The sequence below is a fragment of the Bacillus halotolerans genome (genome assembly GCF_004006435.1).
GTDB lineage: Bacteria > Bacillota > Bacilli > Bacillales > Bacillaceae > Bacillus > Bacillus halotolerans.
The window spans coordinates 2,413,814-2,430,558 of sequence record NZ_CP029364.1; the positions used below are offsets into that span (position 1 = coordinate 2,413,814).

The following is a 16,745-nucleotide window of genomic DNA, read 5'->3' on the forward strand; positions in this document are numbered from 1 at the left end:
CGATGAACACCACAGACCGGCAAATCACATTCTCGGCTCTTTCTTATCTTCTTTCGTATCCGGATGAAGAGTGGAGAGCGGAACATCCCGAATGGGAAGATCTGATCAATGAAATCGAAAATCAGCATATCCGGGAGAAACTGCTTCACTTTGTAAAGTCATCAGCATGTTTTTCCCAGCAGGCCCTGATTGAACATTATGTATACACTTTTGACTTCGGGAAAAAAACGAATATGTATGTCACCTACTTTAACTCAGGCGAGCAAAGGGAACGCGGCATTGAATTGCTGCAGTTAAAGAACACATATGAGCAATCCGGCTTCCTCCCGACAGACAAAGAGCTTCCCGATTACCTGCCGCTTATGCTGGAATTCGCCGCCATTGCGGAGATGAAGGAAGCCAAGAGCATATTTGAGAAGTATCTGTCTAATTTGCGGGAGCTGACATCCCGTTTAGATCAAAACCAAAGTTTATATGCCGTACTGCTGGATGCACTGCTTACCGCGCTTGAGGAAATCGGCTTGTGTGAAAGCAGCGAAGGAGCTGTTCGGACATGAGCGGGCAGATCCTGTGGGTCATCATGCCGTATATGGTATGGACGATATTTATCGGCGGGCATATTTACCGCTATCAGCACGACCAGTTTGGCTGGACCGCCAAATCAAGCGAACTGTTAGAAAAGAAAAAGCTTGCGGCGGGCAGCACGCTCTTTCATTGGGGGATGCTGTTTGTTATCGGCGGACACGTTATGGGCATTCTCATCCCCGAAGGTGTGTATCGTGCAATCGGCATCACAGAACACGTTTATCACAAAATGGCGATTGGCGTCGGCTTGCCGGCGGGAATTGCTGCAGTAATTGGACTTTTCATCCTGACATACAGAAGGCTGTTTGACAAAAGGATCCGCAAAACCAGCTCGCCCTCCGATTTTCTCACGCTGTTTTTGCTGCTGTTTGTGATGGTCTCGGGCGTTGCAGCCACATTTCTCAACGTTGATTCGAAAGGATTCGATTACCGGACAACAGTCGGGCCGTGGTTCAGGCAGATCTTTTTGTTGAGGCCGGACGCTTCTTTAATGGAGAGTGTTCCGCTATGGTTTAAGCTTCATATTCTCATGGGATACGTCATTTTTATCATGTGGCCATTTACGAGATTGGTTCACGTGTTCAGCCTGCCGCTCAAATACCTGACCCGCAGCTATGTCGTATATCGCAAGCGTTCGAAACGACACATACAGCATCCGTAAAAACATCCCCCTTTGCCAAAAAGGGGGATTTCTCATCTTCTCTTCACATTATAGGAAAAAATAAAAACCTAAGATATTTTCTTACAAGACAATTGCTTGGCGGCAAGGAATACTGATATTTTTGTATTTGGAAATAACAATATGTTCGAAAAAGGAGAGTGAAGAATGAAACGGATGTTCCTCATTTTAACTGCCTGCCTCATCACTAGCGCCGGGGTTCTGACTCTCAGACATTCTCATGTATTAACCGGCGGCACAGCCGGCCTTTCTCTAAGCCTGACGTACGTGTTTCATTCCTCGTTTGCTATTATCTTCTTTCTGATTAATATCCCGTTTTATGTCTTTTCTTTTATCAGAATGGGTGCCAGCTTCACTTTATCCACGTTATTTGCAGTAACAGCACTGACTCTTTTTACAAGCGCTGATCACTGGCTTCCGCCCGTCTCTTTTTCCCCGTTTGCCGGCGCGATTTGCGGCGGAGCATTGATCGGGTTCGGCCTGTCGCTCATGTTTTATCATCAGGCATCCCTTGGCGGCGCCAATATTCTCGCTTTATTTATGCAAAAGCGATACGGGTGGAATCCGGGAACGGTTAATTTCGCCTTCGATTTCGCCGTTGTGCTGGCCGGCATTTTTTCCGTCGGTTTGCAAAAAGGCCTCTGCTCCATCCTGTCCATTGCCATCACGGGATTGGCTGTCGGCTTCTTTAAGCATAAAATCAAAAGCAGCTACTCGCTGAAGCCAGATTTGCTCAAGAACTTTACTTCCGGCCAATCACAGGAAGCCTCCTCGTAAGCCTTTCCGCCCCGTGCGCGGAGAGGCTTTTTTCATAGAAAGGTTTAAAGGTTAGAAATAAGAGGAAATACGAAGGTAATCGGATCGGATTGGAGAGGAGACAAATGCTGAAAAGGAGACTGGAGTTTTTCTTTTTATATATCATGCTCATCGGGGCATACGTCATATGGGTTTTTCCGGTTTCCAGGCTTGAGTTTTACGGAGGATTGCTTTGCTATGCCGGCATTATTTTGTTCAGCATTTATTCGTTAATCCTTGAAAATCGAACGTCACAGCACACGCTGTTATGGATACATATTCTAGTCTTTTTTCCGATCGCGGGCTACATGTTTTATCTGTTTTCCGGACAGCTGTATGTAAAAGGAAAGCTGTTTAAAACAAAACGAATGTACAACAGGGAGAAGCTTCGAAAGCAGTTTGACATGGAGGAAACGCCTGAAGTGACCGGATTGAAGGACAATCAAGAAAGGTTTTTTACCTATTCCATCAGGGCTTCACATATGAATATCAACACGAAAAGCAGGGTGAAGGTTTTGAAAAACGGGGAAGAAACCTTTCCTGATATTTTCAAAGCAATGCGGAAAGCGGAATCTTATCTGCATATCGAATACTACATGTTCAAATCGGACATGCTTGGGCGCGGCATGATGGAGATTATGATGGAAAAGGCGCGTCAGGGTGTCGAGGTGCGGTTTTTATATGACGCTGCGGGCAGCATCAAATTGGCAGGAAGAGATATTATGAAAATGAAAAAAGCGGGCGTGGACATCGTTCCTTTTTCTCCGCTGAAATACGGGTTCTTCAATCAGAAATTGAATTTTCGAAATCACCGTAAAATCGTGATCATAGACGGGAAAGTCGGTTTTGTCGGCGGATTGAATGTCGGGAAGGAATATATCAGCCGAGACCCGATTATCGGTTTTTGGAGAGACACTCATCTGCGGCTGGAAGGAGAAATTGTGCAAACGCTTCACGCCATCTTTATGCTGGATTGGGAATATGTCTCTAATGAAGTGTTAATTGATCAAAAAGAATACAATACGCCAGTCCCCGTGGAGGGAGGAGGCATTTATCAAATTGTCGCGACAGGGCCTGACATGAAGGAAAGCATGAGTGACCTCTACTATGAAATGATTTCTACAGCGCAGAAATCTGTGTGGATCGCCACGCCTTATTTTGTCCCGAATGAATCCATCCGCACGGCTTTGAAAGCCGCCGCGACAAAAGGGGTTCAGGTGCGGATTATGGTGCCGGAGACGAATGACAGCTTTTTAACGCAATACGCGTCGAGATCGTATTTCCCTGAGCTGCTTCTAGAAGGGATTGAGGTGTATTCCTATCAAAAAGGCTTCATGCACCAAAAAGTGATAATCATTGACGGCGATCTCGCCTCAGTCGGAACCGCAAACATGGATATGCGCAGCTTTCAGCTCAATTTTGAAGTGAACGTTTTTTTCACGGATGCCGAAGCGATCCGCACCTTGGAAGACCATTTCGAAGAGGATATGCTGGAAAGTGAGAAGCTTAGCCCTGTCGGCTTTTATAAAAGAGGAATGGCCGACCGGACAAAGGAATCAGTTGCCCGTCTCTTTTCAAGTGTTCTGTAAGAAAAAAGAAATACTGTCTTTCAAAACAGCCAGTGTATAGTATAATTGAGAAATCTTATCAGTTATTAATGCATTGGGGGAAGATAGGGTGCTGCGGCAATTTTTTGCGTATTATAAACCATATAAAACATTGTTCTTTCTCGACTTTTTCTCGGCGATCGCAGGAGGCTTAATGGAGCTGAGTTTTCCTTTAATCGTCAATTATTTTATTGATACCTTGCTTCCGGGGAGAGACTGGGGCCTGATCATCGCGACCTCAATCGGATTGTTCGCGGTTTACGCGCTCAGCTCGGCTCTTCAATATGTCGTCACGTATTGGGGGCATATGCTCGGAATCAATATTGAAACCGATATGAGAAAGTCGCTATTTGACCATCTGCAAAAGCTGTCCTTCAAATTTTACGACAACAACAAGACGGGAACGTTAATGTCGAAGCTGACGAACGACTTAATGTACATCGGCGAAGTCGCCCATCACGGTCCAGAAGATTTGTTCATCGCCATTATGACGATTCTCGGGGCGTTCGGGGTTATGCTGTTTATCAACTGGCAGCTGGCATTGCTGACGTTTATTATCATGCCGATTGTCATTTGGCTTGCGCTTTACTTCAACAAAAAAATGACCAAAGCGTTTACGACGCTGAACAAGGATATCGGAGACTTCAGTGCGCGGGTAGAAAATAATATCGGCGGCATCCGGCTCGTTCAGGCGTTCGGCAATGAATCGTTTGAAAAAGAGCGCTTTGCTGTCAACAATCAGCGATTCCGCATCACTAAGCTGTCATCATATAAAATCATGGCGAAAAACGGCTCCATCAGCTATATGCTGACACGGTTTGTTACGCTGTTTGTCCTCTTGTGCGGTACGTGGTTTGTCATCCGAGGCTCCTTGTCATACGGAGAATTTGTGGCGTTTGTGCTATTAACGAATGTCCTGTTTCGGCCGATTGACAAAATTAACGCCATTATTGAAATGTATCCGCGGGGAATTGCCGGCTTTAAAAGCTACATGGAACTGATGGAGACGGAGCCGGATATTCAGGATTCTCCTGAGGCGAGAGACGTTTCCGGACTGAAAGGCGATATCCGCTATCAGCATGTTTCGTTTGGCTATGATGAGAATCAACATGTCCTTCATGACATTAACCTGACCATTCGGGCGGGGGAAACGGTAGCGTTTGTCGGTCCGTCCGGAGCGGGGAAATCAACACTTTGCAGTCTGCTTCCGCGCTTTTATGAAGCGTCAGAAGGCGACATTACCATTGACGGCATCAGCACTAAAGACATGACGCTGTCTTCCTTGCGCGGGCAGATTGGCGTTGTGCAGCAGGACGTTTTCTTATTCTCGGGCACACTGAGAGAGAATATTGCATATGGCCGTTTGGACGCATCAGAAGAGGAAATCTGGCAGGCTGTGAAGCAGGCTCACTTAGAAGAACTCGTCAATAACATGCCGGATGGATTGGACACTGTCATCGGAGAACGCGGCGTAAAACTTTCCGGCGGGCAAAAGCAGCGCCTTTCAATTGCGAGGATGTTCTTGAAAAATCCATCTATCCTGATTTTGGACGAGGCAACTTCTGCCCTTGATACAGAAACAGAAGCGGCGATCCAAAAGGCGCTTCAAGAATTGTCGGAGGGGCGCACGACGCTGGTGATCGCCCACAGACTGGCGACGATCAAACACGCGGACAGAATTGTCGTCGTGACAAAAAACGGTATCGAGGAACAAGGGCGGCATCAGGAACTGATCGAAGCCGGCGGTATTTACAGCAGACTGCATCATGCACAGTTCGGAGAGATGGTGCAGCAATAGGAGGAGAGTATGGATAGAAAAAATGTGCTGTACATAGCTGTTTCGTTAGACGGGATGATCGCGAGAGAGGATGGGAGCGTCGACTGGCTGGATGAATTTGAAGGCGAGGGTGATAACGGGTACAGTGAATTTTATCAGACTGTTGATACCGTCATTTTAGGGCGGAGCACATACGAACACATCAAAATTCTCACACCCGATTTTCCGTATCAGGATAAAACATGCTACGTGTTTACAGAAACGCCCGACAGCTATCATGATAAACACGTGATGTTTATCGATGAAGACATCAAAGCGTTCACCGGCCGCTTAAAACAGCAAAAAGGCTTAAATATCTGGATCGCGGGCGGGGCAGAGCTGGTGAATACTTTTATGAAAGAGGACGCCATCGACGAATACATCATCACTGTCATCCCGGTTGTATTGGGGAGCGGCATTCCGCTGTTTCATGAACAAAATACCGAAACAAAGCTGCGTTTAACCGATATGAAACGATTTGGACAGGCGGCGCAGCTGCATTATAAACGAGCATAAGAAAAAGGATAGACATCACTGTCTATCCTTTTTTATGTAAGTTAGAGCGCTTCTCTCTCAGCGGGCTCAATCATATTCTGAAACTTTTCAACCAGCTGAGACGCTTTTGTTCCTTCAACCACAATCAGATATTCTTTTTCGTTATGAGCCATACGGAACGTTTCCAGCTCGATTAAGCTTTTGATTTTGCACATCGTTTTCTTTGAGTAAATATAAACCTCGTGGCTTCCGGAATGGCACATTTTATATAGGTGAATCAAATTTCTTAAAGTAAATGCCTGTGCGGCTACTTTTAGAGACTTGATGTTTTTCATGTTCTTTCTCCTCCATTGATTCTTGTCTTATATAGCGTATGTTCCCAATGTGTACAAACTGTAAACCTGTTTTTGCACACTTATGATTTCCATTGCAGAGTGCCGCCGCCAATCCGTTTCACGCCGCGGATTGAGCTCAATTCATCCATCAGCCGGAGAAGCGCCTTGTCCTTCTGTTTCGCCTCGATCATAAAATCAATATTGGTTCCCCATTGCCTGAAGCGCTCCAAAAGCGGCAGCAAGAAGTTGGCGTCTACATATTCCGCATGGCTGCGCACCGCTTGCTCCGATTTTGGAGAGGAAAGATGGACCTTCGGCTGCAATCCGATCCGCTGCCATGTGTTGATCATCCGGGGCAGTGCTTCATTCAGGTCTGCATGATCATCCGAGTTTGCGTAAAAATGATGAAAATCAAAGACAAACGGAACATTCTCTTGTTCACAGACCTGAAGCGTCTCTTCCGTGGTGTACGTTTTATCGTCATTTTCCAGCGTCATCCGCTGTTTGATCTCTTTCGGAAGCATTTTCATGTTTTGATGAAATTGTTTCAGAGCGTTTTCTTTGTTTCCGTAAACGCCGCCGATATGGATGTTGATAACTGAGCGGTCTGCAATCCCCATCGCTTCAAGCATGCGGTAGTGATAAGCCATATCGGTTACTGCATTTGCTGTAATGGATTCTTTAGGGCTAGTAAACAGGGTAAACTGGTTAGGATGAAAGCTTGTGCGCAGATTGTATTTTTTCACGAGCTCTCCAATCTCACGGAACTCCTTGCGAAACGGCGTCACAAAGTCCCACATCACGTCAGGATGAGTGGCCAGCGGCACAATTGAGCTGGAAAAACGGTACAATGGAATATCGTGGCCGATGATATAGTGAAGGGTTCTCATGGTATTGAGCAAGTTGGCTTTCGTCACAGCCAAAAGGGCTTCTTTTCTCTCATCCTCGGGCAGCTTTGAATAACGGGCGAATGTCAGTGTTTTGGCGGGAGACGCATCCCAAAGGCTCATCGCATTTGAGACGAACCCGAATCTGAAAATCATAGGAACTCTCCTTTATAAAAAATAAGATAATGCTTTACCGAGCCATTCCGCTGGTCGCTGCCTGAACGTGCGCTTTTTGAAATTTTCTTTTGTCAGCAGCTCCGACTTTTTAATATCCTCTTCAATCGTGGCATAGACTTTTTTTGTAAATGCAACATCATCAATTTCAACGTTTACCTCTTCATTTAAAAACAGGCTGCGCTGATCAAAATTGGCTGTGCCGATGATGCTGAAGTGATCGTCAATGATCAAGGCTTTCACATGATAAAACCCTTGGTAAAAACGGTAGATGAGACAGCCGGCATCCAGCAGGTCCGAATAATATGTAAAAGCAGCTTCTCTGACCAGCGGGTGATCTGATTTCATCGGCACAATCAATGTAACGTCTACACCGTTTTTTCTTGCTTTGACCAAGGCCTGCTGAAGCGGTTTAGTCGGAATATAATATGGCGTGCAAATCGTAATGCGCTCTTTCGCCTGTGAGATATTTGCCAAATACGTTTTTTCAAGAGAATAGCCGTCAGTCGCATAAATCTTATGAGGGATATTCCCTTGGGGAAGCTCAGGCCAAACATCCGGACCCAGTTCGGCTGATCCGGTATTTCGTTTCAGGTCGGCTGTAAAAAGTGTTTGAAGATCTTGGACACCTTCTCCCGTCATACGCAGATGATAATCCTCCCAATTGCCGAACTTCGCCTTCTTCCCAAGGTATTCCTCACCAATGTTAAACCCGCCGACATAGCCGACTTTTCCATCCATCACAGCAATTTTCCGGTGATTTCGTTTTTGTATATGAAAAAAGAAATAAGGGAAACGGGGCCGATTCAGAAAATGAACGTGAACGCCGGCGTTTTTCATTGTCTCCAGCGCCGGTTTTTTAATTTTTTGGCTGCCCGACCAATCCAGAAGCAAATAAACCGATACGCCGGCCTGGGCTTTTGTTTTCAGCAGTGTGAACATATTGTGGCTGACCTCATCGTTTTTCATAATGAAAAACATCACGTGAACGGAAGAGACGGCATCGCGTATATCTTCCAGCATTCGTTCAACAAGATCAGCGCCGCAGTGAATCAATTCGATATCACTTTTCTTTTTTGAAAAAACAGGCTCGTACGCTTTCTTTCTGTATGCGGCGCGGCCCATAAAGATATCCAGCAGGATTAAAGCTAATAGTATGATGACAATGATGAGAATCACGAAAAATACCTTCATCCCGGCACTCCTTTCCGTAGTTGTAAGTAGTGTGCCCGAACAGCAGGAATTTAATTATTGACTGAACACTCATTCATTATTTATCATAAAGATAATCTTATACAGATTTTGGGGCAGGGGATCACGGTCTTCATCAGTAAAAAGGGGGAATTGGAATGAGCGGCTTTCTCATTGTCAATGCATTATTATTTCTGATTGTAACCGCTTACGCTGTTTATTTGTTTGTCTATTTGGTCAAAACAAGGCTTGCTTACATCAGGCTCGGCCAAAAGGAACAGTTCGATAAACGGATCAAGGAACGGCTTCAGGCCATATGGGTGAATGTATTCGGGCAGAAAAAACTGCTCAAGGATAAGAAAAGCGGCATCATTCACGTCATGTTTTTCTACGGCTTTATATTGGTTCAGTTTGGAGCGATTGACTTTATCATCAAAGGGCTGGTCCCGGATCGAAATCTGCCGCTTGGCCCGATCTATCCCGCCTTCACTTTTTTTCAGGAAATCGTTACGTTTCTGATCTTAATTGCGGTTGGCTGGGCATTTTACAGACGCTATATCGAAAAGCTCGTCAGGCTGAAACGAGGCTTTAAATCTGGACTTGTTCTCATTTTTATCGGCGGTTTAATGCTGACGGTTTTACTGGGGAACGCAATGAATCTGATCTGGCATGATCACGGGCTTTCTTGGAGCGAGCCGATCGCTTCAGGCATCGCGTTTTTGCTTGGCGGCGTCGGGGAGACGGGCGCCGCGGTGATTTTCTATATCGCATGGTGGGTGCATCTGCTGTTTTTACTGAGCTTTTTAGTGTATGTGCCGCAGTCAAAGCACGCTCATTTAATTGCCGGTCCTGCCAATATCTTTTTCAACAGGCTTGAAGCGTCCGGAAAGCTCGAAAAAATTGATTTCACAGACGAAACGAAAGAAAGCTACGGAGCGGGAAAAATTGAGGATTTCAGGCAGTCCCAGTTGATTGATCTGTATGCGTGTGTCGAGTGCGGCCGCTGCACCAATATGTGCCCTGCGACAGGCACCGGAAAAATGCTGTCGCCGATGGATTTAATTTTACGCCTAAGGGACCACCTCACAGAAAAAGGCGCTGCCGTCACTTCTCGCTCGCCATGGGTGCCGGCTGCAGCTTTCCGGCATACGAAAGGGAACCAGCTGGCTGCGGCAGCCTCAGGGAGCGGATCACAGGAAGCCGCCGCCGCGCTAGATTACAGTCCGAGCTTAATCGGCGATGTCATTACCGAAGAAGAAATTTGGGCCTGCACCACTTGCCGGAACTGTGAAGATCAGTGCCCCGTCATGAACGAGCATGTTGATAAAATCATTGACCTTCGCCGCTATCTCGTGCTGACTGAAGGAAAAATGGACAGTGACGCACAGCGGGCGATGACGAGTATTGAGCGGCAGGGAAATCCGTGGGGCCTCAACCGCAAGGAACGTGAAAATTGGCGCGACGCAGCCCCAGATGCCGATATTCCGACAGTAAAAGAATTAAAAAAAGAGGAAAAAGAATTCGAATATCTTTTCTGGGTCGGTTCCATGGGTTCATACGACAACAGAAGCCAAAAGATCGCCATCTCCTTTGCAAGACTGCTGAACCAAGCAGGTGTGACCTTTGGGATCCTCGGCAACAAAGAAAAAAATTCAGGGGACACCCCGCGCCGCCTCGGAAATGAGTTTTTATTTCAAGAACTGGCCGAAAAGAATATTTCGGAATTTGAAAAAAATAATGTGAAAAAAATCGTTACGATTGATCCGCACGCATACAATTTATTTAAAAACGAATATCCTGATTTCGGCTTTGAAGGCGAAGTGTATCATCATACGGAAGTGCTGGCCGATCTTGTGAAGAGCGGGAAATTAAAACCGCAGCACCCAGTTCATGAAACGATCACCTTCCACGACTCGTGCTACTTGGGACGGTACAACGAAGTCTATGATCCGCCGAGAGAGATTTTAAAAGCCATTCCGGGTGTGCGGCTTATTGAAATGGAGAGAAACCGGGAAACCGGCATGTGCTGCGGAGCTGGCGGAGGCTTGATGTGGATGGAGGAAGAGTCAGGCAACAGGATTAATGTCGCCAGAACAGAGCAAGCGCTGGCAGTCAATCCGTCGGTAATCAGCTCCGGCTGTCCGTACTGCCTCACGATGCTTGGGGACGGCACAAAGGCAAAAGAAGCGGAAGATCGTGTCAAAACGTATGACGTCGCGGAGCTTCTGGCTCAATCTGTCTTGGGCGCTGATATGACAATGGGGGAAAAGCGATGAATTTTTCATTAACAGAAGAACACGAAATGATTCGGAAATTGGTTCGTGATTTTGCCAAGCATGAGGTTGCACCGACAGCGGCAGAACGTGACGAACAAGAACGATTCGATCGTGACCTGTTTCGGGAAATGGCGGATTTAGGATTAACAGGGATTCCGTGGCCTGAAGCTTACGGCGGAATCGGAAGTGACTACCTGGCTTATGTCATAGCGGTGGAGGAACTGTCAAAAGTCTGCGCCTCCACCGGCGTGACGCTTTCGGCGCATATCTCGCTTTGCGGCTGGCCGCTGTTTGCATTTGGCACAGAAGAACAAAAGGCAGCGTACTTAACACAGCTGGCCCTTGGGCAGAAAATCGGGGCTTTCGCTTTGACTGAAGCAGGCTCCGGTTCAGACGCCGGCGGGATGAAAACAACCGCTGAGCGAATCGGTGATGACTATGTATTAAACGGATCAAAAGTGTTTATCACAAATGGTGGCGCCGCTGATATTTATATTGTGTTTGCAGTCACTAACGCTGAGAAAAAGAAAAAAGGCATTTCCGCTTTTATTGTAGAAAAGGATTTCGAAGGATTTTTGACAGGCAAGAAAGAAAAGAAACTAGGCATCCGTTCTTCTCCGACAACAGAGATCATCTTTGAAGACTGTGTCGTTCCCGCAGAAAATCGTCTCGGTGAAGAAGGAGAAGGCTTCAAAATCGCGATGAAGACGCTTGACGGAGGAAGAAACGGCATTGCGGCACAGGCTGTTGGCATCGCTCAGGGAGCGCTTGATGCGGCGCTTCAATACGCAAAAGAAAGAAAACAGTTCGGCAAATCGATTGCCGAGCAGCAGGGCATAGCTTTTAAACTTGCAGATATGGCGACAATGATAGAAGCTTCAAGGCTACTGACCTACCAGGCGGCATGGCTGGAGTCGTCAGGCCTTCCGTATGGAAAAGCCTCCGCTATGTCCAAACTGCTGGCAGGGGATACGGCGATGAAGGTGACGACCGAAGCTGTGCAGATTTTCGGCGGCTACGGCTATACGAAGGATTATCCGGTTGAACGCTATATGCGCGACGCGAAAATTACGCAAATCTACGAAGGTACCCAAGAAATTCAAAGGCTGGTTATCTCCAGAATGCTCGCAGAATAAGGCAAAACATCTATCAGTCGGATCACTCTTGTAAAATTATTTAAATTAACGCTGTTAAGGGTAGCATATTCTGTTTTATTTTGTTTATAATGAGAGGTATGGTTTGTATAAGAACGATACAATATCGCTTTCATTATTGATAAAACAGATACATATAAGTAATAGAAAGGGAGTGTCCGACCTTGGGTATCAAACAATATTCACAGGAACAGCTAAAGGAAATGGCTTTAGTTGAAATCGCTCACGAATTATTTGAAGATCATAAAAAACCAGTTCCTTTTCAGGAGCTTTTAAATGAAATTGCATCATTGCTCGGCGTGAAAAAAGAAGAGCTTGGAGACCGCATCGCACAATTTTATACAGATTTAAATATTGACGGCCGTTTCTTGGCGCTCTCTGACCAGACTTGGGGCCTTCGCAGCTGGTATCCGTACGATCAGCTTGATGAAGAAACACAGCCGACAGTTAAGGCGAAAAAGAAAAAAGCGAAAAAAGCTGTTGAAGAAGATCTTGATCTTGATGAATTTGAAGAGGTTGACGAAGACGAGCTCGATTTGGCTGAGGTTGAGGAAGAGCTTGATCTCGATGCTGATGAGTTTGACGATATCGATGAAGATGACGACGAAGACGAACTCGAAATTGATGATGATCTCATTGATGACGATGAAGAAGAAGATGAAGATGACGAAGATGACTATGATGAAGGCGATGAGGATAAAAAATAGTAAAAGAATTTCATCCTCAAATCGATCTTGACTTTCATAGTCGAACTATGTAGTATGTATTTTGGGCTCTTCAAAAACGAAGAGAGAACATAGAACGTTATGCTCCCTTTCAAGAAATTGAAAGGGAGCTTTCTTATTTTCACCCCTCATTTTTCTTATAAATCATTTAAAAGGCTAAATGATTTCCTATAAAACGGTACATTTTAAGAAATGTAGCTTAGAGCGAAGAGAGGAGCAAACGAAATGACGAAATATATTTTTGTAACCGGGGGAGTCGTATCCTCACTTGGAAAGGGTATTGTAGCAGCTTCATTAGGGCGTTTGCTGAAAAACCGCGGACTGAACGTCACAATTCAAAAATTCGATCCATACATCAACGTCGATCCGGGAACAATGAGCCCTTACCAGCACGGTGAAGTATTCGTAACAGATGACGGCGCTGAAACAGACTTAGACCTGGGCCACTATGAGCGTTTTATCGACATCAACCTGAATAAATTCAGCAACGTAACAACAGGTAAAATCTATTCAACAGTTCTTAAAAAAGAACGACGCGGCGATTACCTCGGCGGAACAGTGCAGGTTATTCCGCACATCACAAATGAATTGAAAGACCGCGTATACCGCGCGGGTAAAGAAACAAACGCGGATGTCGTGATTACAGAAATCGGCGGTACTGTCGGAGACATCGAATCCCTGCCATTCCTTGAAGCGATCCGCCAAATGAAGAGTGACATCGGCCGTGAAAACGTGATGTACATCCACTGTACACTTGTGCCTTACATTAAAGCTGCCGGCGAACTGAAAACAAAACCGACACAGCACAGCGTAAAAGAATTAAGAAGCCTGGGCATTCAGCCAAACATTATCGTTGTTCGTACAGAAATGCCGATTTCTCAAGATATGAAGGACAAAATCGCATTATTCTGCGACATCGATACAAAAGCGGTTATTGAATGTGAAGATGCGGACAACCTCTATTCCATTCCGCTTGAGCTTCAAAAACAAGGACTTGATAAGCTTGTTTGCCAGCACATGCAGCTGGAATGCAAAGAAGCGGAAATGTCCGAGTGGAAAGAGCTTGTGAACAAGGTCAGCAACCTGTCTCAAACGACCACAATCGGACTTGTCGGAAAATATGTTGAGCTTCCTGACGCTTACATCTCTGTCGTTGAATCACTTCGCCACGCGGGCTACGCGTTTGACACAGATGTAAAAGTGAAGTGGATTAACGCTGAGGAAGTAACAGAAAGCAACATCGGAGAGCTTACTAGCGGCACAGACGGTATTATCGTACCGGGCGGCTTCGGTGACCGCGGTGTTGAAGGTAAAATCATTGCGACAAAACATGCGCGCGAAAACAACATTCCGTTCTTGGGCATTTGCTTAGGCATGCAGGTTGCATCTATTGAGTATGCCCGAAACGTATTAGGCTTAAAAGGCGCTCACTCTGCGGAAATTGATCCGTCAACTCAATACCCGATCATCGACCTTCTTCCTGAACAGAAGGATGTTGAAGATCTTGGAGGAACACTTCGTCTCGGCCTTTACCCTTGTAAGCTTGAAGAGGGCACGAAAGCATTTGAAGTGTATCAGGATGAAGTGGTGTACGAGCGTCACCGCCACCGTTATGAATTCAACAACGAATTCAGACAGCAAATGGAAGACCAAGGCTTCGTATTCTCAGGCACCAGCCCGGACGGACGCCTTGTTGAAATTATCGAGCTGAAAGACCATCCTTGGTTCGTGGCTTCTCAGTTCCACCCAGAGTTCAAGTCAAGACCGACAAGACCTCAGCCATTATTTAAAGGCTTTATCGGAGCGTCTGTTGAAGCTGCAAATCAGAAGTAATAAAAAAAGACTTGCCGTTTGTCAAAAGCGGACAAGTCTTTTTTATTTGTTTCCGGCAAGATACAGCATGTACAATAAGTGATTATGCATACTCTTGCAGAATTTCTTTTAATGTAAATGATAGAGCATGGTAGACATACAATGCTGTCATTAATGAAGGGAAGCCGTAACGGGTGCCGTCTTCATCGGGAACGAGCGGCATTTTCAGCTTCGAATCAATATGCACATCGCAATATTGTTCGATTCCGGCGCTGTCTTTGGCTGCCGGCGATACGCAAACGACTCCCGCGCCTTTTTCATAAAGCTCTTTCGCGAGCGCCTGTTCTTCATCTGTACCTGTCCCTGAGCAAAACATCAGCACCCTGTCGCTTTCTGTCACTTCATCCGCGTTGGCGGGAAACGCTTTGACGGAAGGAAGCGGCTCTTTGCTTTCGGTAGCCTCATATAAGACGCCCTGAAGCTCATTTGCCCCGTATATATATATGGAATGCCCGCTGACCACCGCTTGAGCAAGCAATCGCGCCCCATCTTCAATCGCGTCAGATTCCTTATCCTGAATGCGGGAAAAAATACCTGTTAACTGTGTCGTAAATATTTTCAACATAAGTGAATCCTCCTTTATAACGTACAATAACAGTATACAACAAAAGAGAAAATGCTCAGAAAATGTCGTAAAGTAGACTATTATAATTAAAGGAAATAGGAAAATCAAACAGAATACATAAACTACTGCTTACTTTTGACGAAAATCATAATATTGGGGTGTAAAATGATGAATGAAAAAATTTTAATCGTTGATGATCAATACGGAATACGTATTTTGCTTAACGAAGTGTTCAATAAAGAGGGCTATCAGACATTTCAGGCTGCGAACGGCCTTCAAGCGCTTGATATTGTGACAAAAGAACGTCCGGACCTTGTCCTTCTGGATATGAAAATTCCCGGCATGGACGGAATCGAAATCTTAAAACGGATGAAAGTCATTGATGAAAACATCCGCGTGATCATCATGACGGCTTACGGAGAACTCGATATGATCCAGGAATCAAAGGAACTGGGCGCATTGACACACTTTGCGAAGCCGTTTGACATCGACGAAATCAGAGACGCCGTCAAAAAATATCTGCCCCTGAAGTCTAACTGACAAAAAGAAGAAACAATTGAATGAGCTCATTGTGTTGCCGATTTGTCGAAAAGTTGGTATTCTAGTTATGGAGAAAAAGCGATCTGAGTATTTACATATGACAGCAAATTATGGGTCATGCTAGGGTGGAAAGCTTTTTTCGCTAGAAGACAATCAGGCTACATAAGGAGGACATTCGACATGCCTTTAGTTTCAATGACGGAAATGTTGAATACAGCTAAAGAAAAAGGTTATGCTGTAGGACAATTTAACTTAAACAACCTTGAGTTTACTCAAGCGATTTTACAAGCAGCTGAAGAAGAAAAATCTCCAGTGATCCTTGGTGTTTCCGAAGGTGCGGGACGCTACATGGGCGGCTTCAAAACAGTCGTAGCTATGGTAAAAGCACTAATGGAAGAGTACAAAGTGACAGTTCCTGTTGCGATCCACTTAGACCACGGTTCAAGCTTTGAATCTTGTGCGAAAGCGATTCATGCAGGTTTCACATCTGTAATGATCGACGCTTCTCACCATCCATTTGAAGAAAACGTAGCAACAACTTCTAAAGTTGTTGAGCTTGCTCATTTCCACGGTGTATCTGTAGAAGCTGAGCTAGGAACAGTCGGCGGACAAGAGGACGACGTTATCGCTGAAGGCGTAATCTACGCTGATCCTAAAGAGTGCCAAGAGCTTGTTGAGCGCACTGGCATCGACTGCCTTGCACCTGCATTAGGTTCTGTTCACGGCCCTTACAAAGGTGAGCCAAACCTTGGCTTCAAAGAAATGGAAGAGATCGGAAATTCAACTGGTCTTCCGCTCGTTCTTCACGGCGGTACTGGAATTCCGACTGCTGACATCAAAAAATCAATCTCACTTGGTACAGCTAAAATCAACGTAAATACTGAAAACCAAATTTCTTCTGCAAAAGCTGTTCGCGAAACGTTGGCAGCTAAGCCTGACGAGTACGATCCTCGTAAATACCTTGGACCTGCTCGCGAAGCGATTAAAGAAACTGTTATCGGTAAAATGCGTGAATTTGGTTCTTCAAACCAAGCTTAATTCAATTGGAA

The 16,745-nt window shown here is 45.5% G+C and carries 16 protein-coding genes; 12 read left to right on the forward strand and 4 right to left on the reverse strand.

The genetic code is table 11. The features are described 5' to 3' along the window. The first annotated feature begins 2 nt into the window (after positions 1 to 2). The 6 genes from narJ (at position 3) to DIC78_RS12345 (ending at position 5,998) form a co-directional block, all read left to right on the forward strand. Positions 3 to 557: a nitrate reductase molybdenum cofactor assembly chaperone gene (gene narJ / locus DIC78_RS12320; RefSeq protein ID WP_127696384.1), complete on the forward strand. Its 555-nt coding sequence runs from the start codon at positions 3 to 5 to the stop codon at positions 555 to 557. Then, positions 554 to 1,246, forward strand: coding sequence for a respiratory nitrate reductase subunit gamma (narI, locus tag DIC78_RS12325; RefSeq protein ID WP_106021908.1), 693 nt, complete (start codon positions 554 to 556; stop codon positions 1,244 to 1,246). Before narJ ends, narI begins: the two co-directional genes overlap by 4 nt. 165 nt (positions 1,247 to 1,411) lie before the next feature. Then, the gene (locus DIC78_RS12330) at positions 1,412 to 2,041 is read left to right on the forward strand and encodes a YitT family protein (protein WP_101864896.1); all 630 of its coding nucleotides are present in this window, start codon (positions 1,412 to 1,414) and stop codon (positions 2,039 to 2,041) included. A 104-nt stretch (positions 2,042 to 2,145) separates the two neighbouring features. Beyond that, the gene (gene cls / locus DIC78_RS12335) at positions 2,146 to 3,648 is read left to right on the forward strand and encodes a cardiolipin synthase (RefSeq protein WP_101859811.1); all 1,503 of its coding nucleotides are present in this window, start codon (positions 2,146 to 2,148) and stop codon (positions 3,646 to 3,648) included. Between the two features lie 88 nt (positions 3,649 to 3,736). Beyond that, a complete protein-coding gene (locus DIC78_RS12340; protein ID WP_095712801.1) occupies positions 3,737 to 5,464 on the forward strand; it encodes an ABC transporter ATP-binding protein in 1,728 nt (575 codons plus the stop codon). A 9-nt stretch (positions 5,465 to 5,473) separates the two neighbouring features. Next, a complete protein-coding gene (locus DIC78_RS12345; RefSeq protein WP_106019724.1) occupies positions 5,474 to 5,998 on the forward strand; it encodes a dihydrofolate reductase family protein in 525 nt (174 codons plus the stop codon). A gap of 41 nt (positions 5,999 to 6,039) precedes the next feature. On the opposite strand, the gene DIC78_RS12350 is transcribed toward DIC78_RS12345, so the two are convergent. The 3 genes from DIC78_RS12350 to cls (DIC78_RS12360) form a co-directional block, all read right to left on the reverse strand. Then, the gene (locus DIC78_RS12350; protein WP_010332264.1) at positions 6,040 to 6,312 is read right to left on the reverse strand and encodes a hypothetical protein; all 273 of its coding nucleotides are present in this window, start codon (positions 6,310 to 6,312) and stop codon (positions 6,040 to 6,042) included. Positions 6,313 to 6,392: 80 nt separating this feature from the next. Beyond that, positions 6,393 to 7,355, reverse strand: a complete 963-nt coding sequence (uvsE, locus tag DIC78_RS12355; protein WP_127696385.1) for a UV DNA damage repair endonuclease UvsE — start codon at positions 7,353 to 7,355, stop codon at positions 6,393 to 6,395. A gap of 12 nt (positions 7,356 to 7,367) precedes the next feature. Then, positions 7,368 to 8,567, reverse strand: coding sequence for a cardiolipin synthase (gene cls, locus DIC78_RS12360; RefSeq protein WP_127696386.1), 1,200 nt, complete (start codon positions 8,565 to 8,567; stop codon positions 7,368 to 7,370). A 155-nt stretch (positions 8,568 to 8,722) separates the two neighbouring features. Here cls (DIC78_RS12360) and DIC78_RS12365 point away from each other — a divergent pair, with 155 nt between their 5' ends. From DIC78_RS12365 to pyrG, 4 genes are all read left to right on the forward strand, one after another. Next, complete coding sequence (locus DIC78_RS12365) at positions 8,723 to 10,840, forward strand: heterodisulfide reductase-related iron-sulfur binding cluster (protein WP_127696387.1); 2,118 nt, start codon at positions 8,723 to 8,725, stop codon at positions 10,838 to 10,840. Continuing rightward, positions 10,837 to 11,976: an acyl-CoA dehydrogenase AcdA gene (acdA, locus tag DIC78_RS12370; protein WP_106019721.1), complete on the forward strand. Its 1,140-nt coding sequence runs from the start codon at positions 10,837 to 10,839 to the stop codon at positions 11,974 to 11,976. The genes DIC78_RS12365 and acdA overlap by 4 nt, the downstream gene beginning before the upstream one ends. Before the next feature lie 182 nt (positions 11,977 to 12,158). Beyond that, positions 12,159 to 12,701 (forward strand): DNA-directed RNA polymerase subunit delta, encoded by a 543-nt coding sequence (rpoE, locus tag DIC78_RS12375; RefSeq protein ID WP_106019720.1) that lies wholly within the window; start codon positions 12,159 to 12,161, stop codon positions 12,699 to 12,701. Positions 12,702 to 12,944: 243 nt separating this feature from the next. Further along, a complete protein-coding gene (pyrG, locus tag DIC78_RS12380) occupies positions 12,945 to 14,552 on the forward strand; it encodes a glutamine hydrolyzing CTP synthase (RefSeq protein WP_024123191.1) in 1,608 nt (535 codons plus the stop codon). Between the two features lie 82 nt (positions 14,553 to 14,634). On the opposite strand, the gene DIC78_RS12385 is transcribed toward pyrG, so the two are convergent. Beyond that, positions 14,635 to 15,156 carry a DUF2529 domain-containing protein gene (locus DIC78_RS12385; protein WP_024123190.1) on the reverse strand — a complete coding sequence of 174 codons (522 nt, stop codon included), beginning with the start codon at positions 15,154 to 15,156 and terminating at the stop codon, positions 14,635 to 14,637. Between the two features lie 165 nt (positions 15,157 to 15,321). Between DIC78_RS12385 and spo0F the strand changes: the two genes are divergently transcribed. Both spo0F and DIC78_RS12395 read left to right on the forward strand, forming a co-directional pair. After that, positions 15,322 to 15,696 carry a sporulation initiation phosphotransferase Spo0F gene (spo0F, locus tag DIC78_RS12390; protein WP_003227621.1) on the forward strand — a complete coding sequence of 125 codons (375 nt, stop codon included), beginning with the start codon at positions 15,322 to 15,324 and terminating at the stop codon, positions 15,694 to 15,696. Positions 15,697 to 15,876: 180 nt separating this feature from the next. Further along, the gene (locus tag DIC78_RS12395; protein ID WP_024123189.1) at positions 15,877 to 16,734 is read left to right on the forward strand and encodes a class II fructose-bisphosphate aldolase; all 858 of its coding nucleotides are present in this window, start codon (positions 15,877 to 15,879) and stop codon (positions 16,732 to 16,734) included. The last annotated feature ends 11 nt before the right edge of the window (positions 16,735 to 16,745 follow it).

Bases quoted from the DNA above. Each gene is read 5' to 3' on its own strand.
- narJ (WP_127696384.1), top strand. From the start codon at position 3: ATGAACACCACAGACCGGCAAATCACATTCTCGGCTCTTTCTTATCTT.
- narI (WP_106021908.1), top strand. From the start codon at position 554: ATGAGCGGGCAGATCCTGTGGGTCATCATGCCGTATATGGTATGGACG.
- DIC78_RS12330 (WP_101864896.1), top strand. From the start codon at position 1,412: ATGAAACGGATGTTCCTCATTTTAACTGCCTGCCTCATCACTAGCGCC.
- cls (WP_101859811.1), top strand. From the start codon at position 2,146: ATGCTGAAAAGGAGACTGGAGTTTTTCTTTTTATATATCATGCTCATC.
- DIC78_RS12345 (WP_106019724.1), top strand. From the start codon at position 5,474: ATGGATAGAAAAAATGTGCTGTACATAGCTGTTTCGTTAGACGGGATG.
- DIC78_RS12350 (WP_010332264.1), bottom strand. From the start codon at position 6,312: ATGAAAAACATCAAGTCTCTAAAAGTAGCCGCACAGGCATTTACTTTA.
- uvsE (WP_127696385.1), bottom strand. From the start codon at position 7,355: ATGATTTTCAGATTCGGGTTCGTCTCAAATGCGATGAGCCTTTGGGAT.
- cls (WP_127696386.1), bottom strand. From the start codon at position 8,567: ATGAAGGTATTTTTCGTGATTCTCATCATTGTCATCATACTATTAGCT.
- DIC78_RS12365 (WP_127696387.1), top strand. From the start codon at position 8,723: ATGAGCGGCTTTCTCATTGTCAATGCATTATTATTTCTGATTGTAACC.
- acdA (WP_106019721.1), top strand. From the start codon at position 10,837: ATGAATTTTTCATTAACAGAAGAACACGAAATGATTCGGAAATTGGTT.
- pyrG (WP_024123191.1), top strand. From the start codon at position 12,945: ATGACGAAATATATTTTTGTAACCGGGGGAGTCGTATCCTCACTTGGA.
- DIC78_RS12385 (WP_024123190.1), bottom strand. From the start codon at position 15,156: ATGTTGAAAATATTTACGACACAGTTAACAGGTATTTTTTCCCGCATT.
- spo0F (WP_003227621.1), top strand. From the start codon at position 15,322: ATGATGAATGAAAAAATTTTAATCGTTGATGATCAATACGGAATACGT.
- DIC78_RS12395 (WP_024123189.1), top strand. From the start codon at position 15,877: ATGCCTTTAGTTTCAATGACGGAAATGTTGAATACAGCTAAAGAAAAA.